General features: G+C 66.0%; 6 protein-coding genes, 1 tRNA gene and 1 pseudogene. 2 read left to right on the forward strand and 6 right to left on the reverse strand.

All coding sequences use genetic code 11. The features are described 5' to 3' along the window. Positions 1-1,419 (reverse strand): trigger factor (gene tig, locus ACFDTG_RS16065; protein ID WP_375291953.1); only part of this gene is annotated, 1,419 nt, incomplete at its 3' end. 60 nt (positions 1,420-1,479) lie between these two features. Then, positions 1,480-1,564, reverse strand: a tRNA-Leu gene (locus tag ACFDTG_RS16070). 106 nt (positions 1,565-1,670) lie between these two features. Between ACFDTG_RS16070 and ACFDTG_RS16075 the strand changes: the two genes are divergently transcribed. Both ACFDTG_RS16075 and ACFDTG_RS16080 read left to right on the forward strand, forming a co-directional pair. After that, positions 1,671-1,832: a hypothetical protein gene (locus tag ACFDTG_RS16075; RefSeq protein WP_375291954.1), complete on the forward strand. Its 162-nt coding sequence runs from the start codon at positions 1,671-1,673 to the stop codon at positions 1,830-1,832. A 12-nt stretch (positions 1,833-1,844) separates the two neighbouring features. Then, complete coding sequence (locus ACFDTG_RS16080; protein ID WP_375251155.1) at positions 1,845-2,048, forward strand: hypothetical protein; 204 nt, start codon at positions 1,845-1,847, stop codon at positions 2,046-2,048. Between the two features lie 73 nt (positions 2,049-2,121). Here ACFDTG_RS16080 and ACFDTG_RS16085 read toward each other — a convergent pair whose 3' ends face one another. The 4 genes and pseudogenes from ACFDTG_RS16085 to gatB form a co-directional block, all read right to left on the reverse strand. Beyond that, positions 2,122-2,739, reverse strand: a complete 618-nt coding sequence (locus tag ACFDTG_RS16085; RefSeq protein ID WP_375251150.1) for a hypothetical protein — start codon at positions 2,737-2,739, stop codon at positions 2,122-2,124. Beyond that, entirely contained in the window at positions 2,736-3,947 is a 1,212-nt protein-coding gene (locus ACFDTG_RS16090) for a tetratricopeptide repeat protein (protein WP_375291955.1), read from the reverse strand. Before ACFDTG_RS16090 ends, ACFDTG_RS16085 begins: the two co-directional genes overlap by 4 nt. Beyond that, positions 3,947-4,690, reverse strand: coding sequence for a hypothetical protein (locus ACFDTG_RS16095; protein WP_375291956.1), 744 nt, complete (start codon positions 4,688-4,690; stop codon positions 3,947-3,949). The genes ACFDTG_RS16090 and ACFDTG_RS16095 overlap by 1 nt, the downstream gene beginning before the upstream one ends. A gap of 49 nt (positions 4,691-4,739) precedes the next feature. Continuing rightward, a pseudogene (gene gatB, locus ACFDTG_RS16100) lies at positions 4,740-4,950 on the reverse strand (Asp-tRNA(Asn)/Glu-tRNA(Gln) amidotransferase GatCAB subunit B); the annotation flags it as partial.

Consider the following 4,950-nt stretch of genomic DNA (forward strand, 5'->3'; position numbering starts at 1 on the left):
GTTCTCGCCCTCGCCGGCCGATTTCTTGGCCTTACCCTGCTTGGGCTTGTGGTTGTCATGATCGTGGTGGTGGGTGCCGGTCGCGAAACCGTCCTCGCTCTCGATCGCGGCTTCCAGTTCCTCGCGCGTCGTTTCGCGGTCGGTGATCTCGGCCTTGTCGAACAGGAAGTCGACGACCTTGTCCTCATACAGCGGCGCGCGCAGCTGCGCCGCCGCCATCGGATCCTGCTGGACATACTGGATGAAACGCTGGCGATCGTCCGGGCCATATTGCTGCGCCGCCTGCATCAGCAGACGCTGCATTTCCTGCTGGGTGACCTCGACGCCATTCGCCTGGCCGATCTCGGACAACAGCAGCCCCAGGCGGACGCGGCGCTCGGCGATCTTGCGATAATCCTCGCGCTCGGCTTCCATCTCCTTCAACGCCGCCTCGGGATCGGCCTCGTGCGTCGCTTCGTGCTGCAACTGCTGCCAGATCTGGCTGAACTCCGCCTCCACCATCGACGGCGGCACTTCGAAATCATGCCCCTCGGCCAGCTGGTCGAGCAGCTTGCGCTTCATGTGCGTCCGGGTAAGGCCGTTATGCTCCTGCTCGATCTGCCCCTTGAGCAGCCCCTTGAGCTGGTCGAGGCTTTCAAGGCCGAGCGAAGTCGCCAGTTCGTCGTCGATCACGCTCTCGCCCGCGGTCTTCACCGACTTGATGGTCAGGTCGAAGGTGGCATCCTGGCCGGCCAGTTCCTTGGCGCCGTAATCGGCCGGGAAGCTGACCTTGATCTGCCGCTCCTCACCTGCCTTCGCGCCGACCACCTGTTCCTCGAATCCGGGGATCAGCCGGCCGGTGCCCAGTTCCACCGCCATGTCGGTGCCGGTGCCGCCGTCGAACGCGACGCCATCCATCGTCTTGCCGACGAAATCCATGGTGACGAGGTCGCCGTTCTCCGCCGTCTTGTCGCCGGCATCCTCCCAGCGCTTCTGCTGATCGGCGAACTTCTTCAGCTGCTCGTCGATCGCGTCATCCGCGACCGGCACGGTCAGCCGCTCCAGCTTCAGCCCGTCGATCGCGGGCGCCGGCACCTGCGGCAGCACCTCCAGCTCGACCTTCAGCTCCGCATCCTTGCCGGCTTCATAGCCTTCCGTCAGCTCGACCGACGGCTGTACCGCGGGGCGCAGCTGCTGCTCCGCGATCAACGACTGGATGCCTTCCTGGATCGAATTGTTGAGCGCGTCCTGCAACAGCGCCTCGCCGTGCATCTTGCGCACCAGGTTCGCGGGCACCTTGCCGGGGCGGAAACCGGGCATCCGGATCTGCGGCGCGACGCGCTTGATCTCGGCTTCCACGCGCGCGTCGATCGCGCTGGCGGGGATGGTCAGGGTATAGGCGCGCTTCAGGCCCTCGTTCAACGTCTCGACAGTCTGCATCTAGGCCGCTTTCGTCAGAAGAATTTCGTGAGTGGTGGCCAACCCCGCATGCGCGGGGACTGGTGCGGGCGAAGGGACTCGAACCCCCACATCTTGCGATACTGGAACCTAAATCCAGCGCGTCTACCAGTTCCGCCACGCCCGCAAATCGGACACCGCCGGTCGGCGGCCTCTATACTGCGTCGCGCCCGGGAGCAAGCGGGCAACCCCGGCTCCACCGGCGCGTTGACCGTCGACAAGGAGAAACAGCCATGGCGACCCAACCCGGCATCCCCGCCGACGTACCGCAGCCGACCCCGCCGGCGCAACCCGATGCGCCCCCGCCGGAGATCAGCCCGCCCGGTCCGGACGTCGACGTCCCCGCGCCGGGCAACCCCGGCACCACCCCCGCCCCCGCCAATCCCAGCATCTGACAGGAGGCTTTCGTGGCCGACGACAAGACGATCGACGTCATCCCCAACCGCGACGATCCCCGCCCCGATATCCAGCAGGCGGTCGAGGCACGCAGCGACGCCGTGGAACGCGGCGAAGGCGGCGATGAACCAGCACGCTTCACCGACAGCGGCGAATTCGACGGCAGCAGCGGTACCGGCGGCGAAGTGAAGAATCAGGATCTCGACCAGCAATAACGCGATGGGGGCGGCGAACCGCCGCCCCTCTCCGCAATCGACCCCTCGATCGCTCGCATATCCGATCGGCCCATCATTTGGCGGGCGTTTCCCGGCTCAACGTGGCGCTCGCCACCAGCTTGCGAAAATCGTCGGCCGTCCGCTCGTAGAAATGCAGGCGCGGCGCATCGAACGTCGCCATATACAATTTCCCGTCGACCAGGGTGGCGATGGCCTGCCCGCGTCGGGGCAAATTGTCCGAATCGAGATATTCGTAGGCGAACGCCACGCCGTCATGATCCAGGAAATGCTCGGGCGTCGTCGCAGTGACCGTGAAGGCGCCGATCTGCCGTGCGGCGCGATAGGTGCGCTCCAGCAGCTCCGGCACGTCGATCAGCAGCGTCGAGGCGGTGAATTTGGGCAGCGGATCGCGCTTCTTGCTCCGCTCGCGCACCAATGGTTCGCCGGGCTCCACCCCGGCATAAAAGGTGACGTCGTTCAGTTGCTCGCCATCCAGGGTCCACGTCTCGGCAAACTTGCCCGGACGCGCCGACAGGGTGTTCCAGTCGCGCGGGGGCGTCACCAACAGAGACGAACCCCGGATCGAGACGCTCTTGCCCTGTGCACGAAAGTCGTTGGCCCGCCCCGGCGTCGTCATCGCGGCGGCCAGCACCAGCGCGGCGGCGGCAATCGTCATGGCTGTATGTTTCATTGCGCGCCTCCCAGCGTCGACAGGATCATCCGGACCATCGCGGCGTCGGCCGCGTCGGGCTTCAGTTGCAGGTAGCGGCGCAGCGCAGCGGCCCCTTCAGTCGTTCGCCCCGTCTTGACCAGTGCGATACCCAGGCCGCGCCGCGCCTCGGCGAGATCCGGATCGAGCGTGAGCGCCTTCGCGTAGAAATCGGCCGCGTTCATCAGGTCGCGCTGCTGCCCGCGCGAACGGTACAGATCGCCCCGCGCGCGCCACAGCGTCGCGGTCCAGCCCGCCTCACCGAGATGCGCGATGATGAAATCGCTGGCGCCGAAGTCGTTAAGCTTGATCTGATCGTCGAGGAACATGGGCAGCCATGTCGCCATCGCGGCGGCGTAACGCGCGTCGCCTTCGTCCCGCGCCGCGCCATCGGCTTCGGCGAGGTCGTACAGATATTGCGCGCGCTCCCCTTCCGGCGGATGCGAGGCGAAGAAGGCGACGCGCTGAAAATCGGGCTTCTTCAGCCCCCGCGCACTCGCGGACGCCTCCTGCTCGAGAATCAGCGTGCGCCACACCCGTGACGCTGCCGTGGCGCGCAAATGGCTGGCGTTGAGATAGCCGAGGCCGACGACATCCGCCTCGCGCTCTTGATCCCGGCCGAAGCGGTACAGATTGCCCAGCACCGACCATTGCAGGTTGTTGAAGCTCTGCCCGCCCTGCGGACCGCCCATCGATCCCAGCACCAGCGCCCAGCTGAGCAGATCACTGCCGCGCCGCGCCGCCTTGAACTTGTTGAGCGTATGCCGTTTCTCGAAATGCCCGAATTCGTGGCCAAGCACCGCGCCCAGCTCCGACTCGGAGCGTACCCGCAGCAACAGCCCCGATTGCACCCGCATCGTGCCGTTGGGCGACATGCTGGCGTTGAACGACGGCACCCGCACGATATAGACCCGTGTCGCGCCGCAGCGATCCTTGCCCACCGTCGCGCACAGCACCGACCGGACATAACCGGTGAGCGCCTCGTCATGGATGACGAGCGGAGAAGCGGCGAGCTTCGCCTCGCTCTCGTCATCCTCGTGCCAGATACCGATCTCGTCCACACCCTGCGGCTGGTAGGCGCCGGCGTAAGGCGCGGGCAGCGGCGCTGGGTGCGGCCCTGTGGTCGCGGCCATCGCGGCAATGGCGGGGAGGGTCAGCGCGAAAGCGGCCGACGTCAGCCAGCGCTGCATCACGGTTTCGCCGGCTGGGCGGCATCGCTTCCCGGAAAATCCTCCAGCAGCTGCCCGATCCGCTTGATCGCGCCATCGGCGTCGCGCACGTCACCACCCATCGCCGCGTCGGCGTTGAGCCACAGCAGGTCGCCGGTGCGAAGATCGACCAATCCCGCATAGCCGGCATGCTCACCGGATTTCACCGCGAGACCGGGCCCCAGCATCGCCGCGATCTGCAGCAGCTTGCGCCCGGTCGAACCATAGGCATCCTTGTTATAGAGGAACAATGCGTAGTCCGCATCCTTCGCGCCGGGCAGGTCCCGCACCCCGCTGCCCAGCGACCAGTCGAATACGCCCGCCTTGTTGTCATGCTTCTTGGTGGGCAGGCGATTGCCCTTGAAGAATTGATATTCGATCACCGCCTGCGACACGGCGGCGAACAGGCGCGCATATTCATCGGCACGCTGCGCGTCATCGCCGAAGCTGTCCGGCGCCGATATCACCTTGTTGCCCAGCGCCGCCTGCCGCGCGGCGAGGGCGTCGCCGCTATTCTTGCGCGCCTGTTCGGTCCAGTCGCCGTTCGGTTCGAACAAGCCGCCGGTGGATTGCGCACCGACGCTCACCGTGGGGCGCAGGAGCAGGATCGTCTTGCCGCTATGTGGCGGCAGGACAAATCCTTCCTTGATCGCTGTTCGCTCCTGCGCCGCCGCCGGCAGGGCACAGATCATCAGCACTGCCGCGACAGCGCATTTCATCAACATGGCCAGACGCCCCCGTCCTTTTCCCCGGGGCGGAAGCTAGAACACGGCGTCAGCCGGAGGCAAGCGCCTTCCTGAGAAGGTCGTTCACCACTTTGGGATTTGCCTTCCCTCCCATGGACTTCATCGTCTGGCCGACGAAGAAGCCGAATAGCGCCTCCTTGCCGGCACGATACTGTTCCAGTTGACCGGGATTCTTCGCCAGCACCTCGGCGATGACGCTTTCGATCGCGCCGGTGTCGCTGGTCTGCTTCAGCCCGCGC

Source organism: Qipengyuania sp., assembly GCF_042095715.1.
In the GTDB taxonomy this organism is placed as follows: Bacteria; Pseudomonadota; Alphaproteobacteria; order Sphingomonadales; family Sphingomonadaceae; genus Qipengyuania.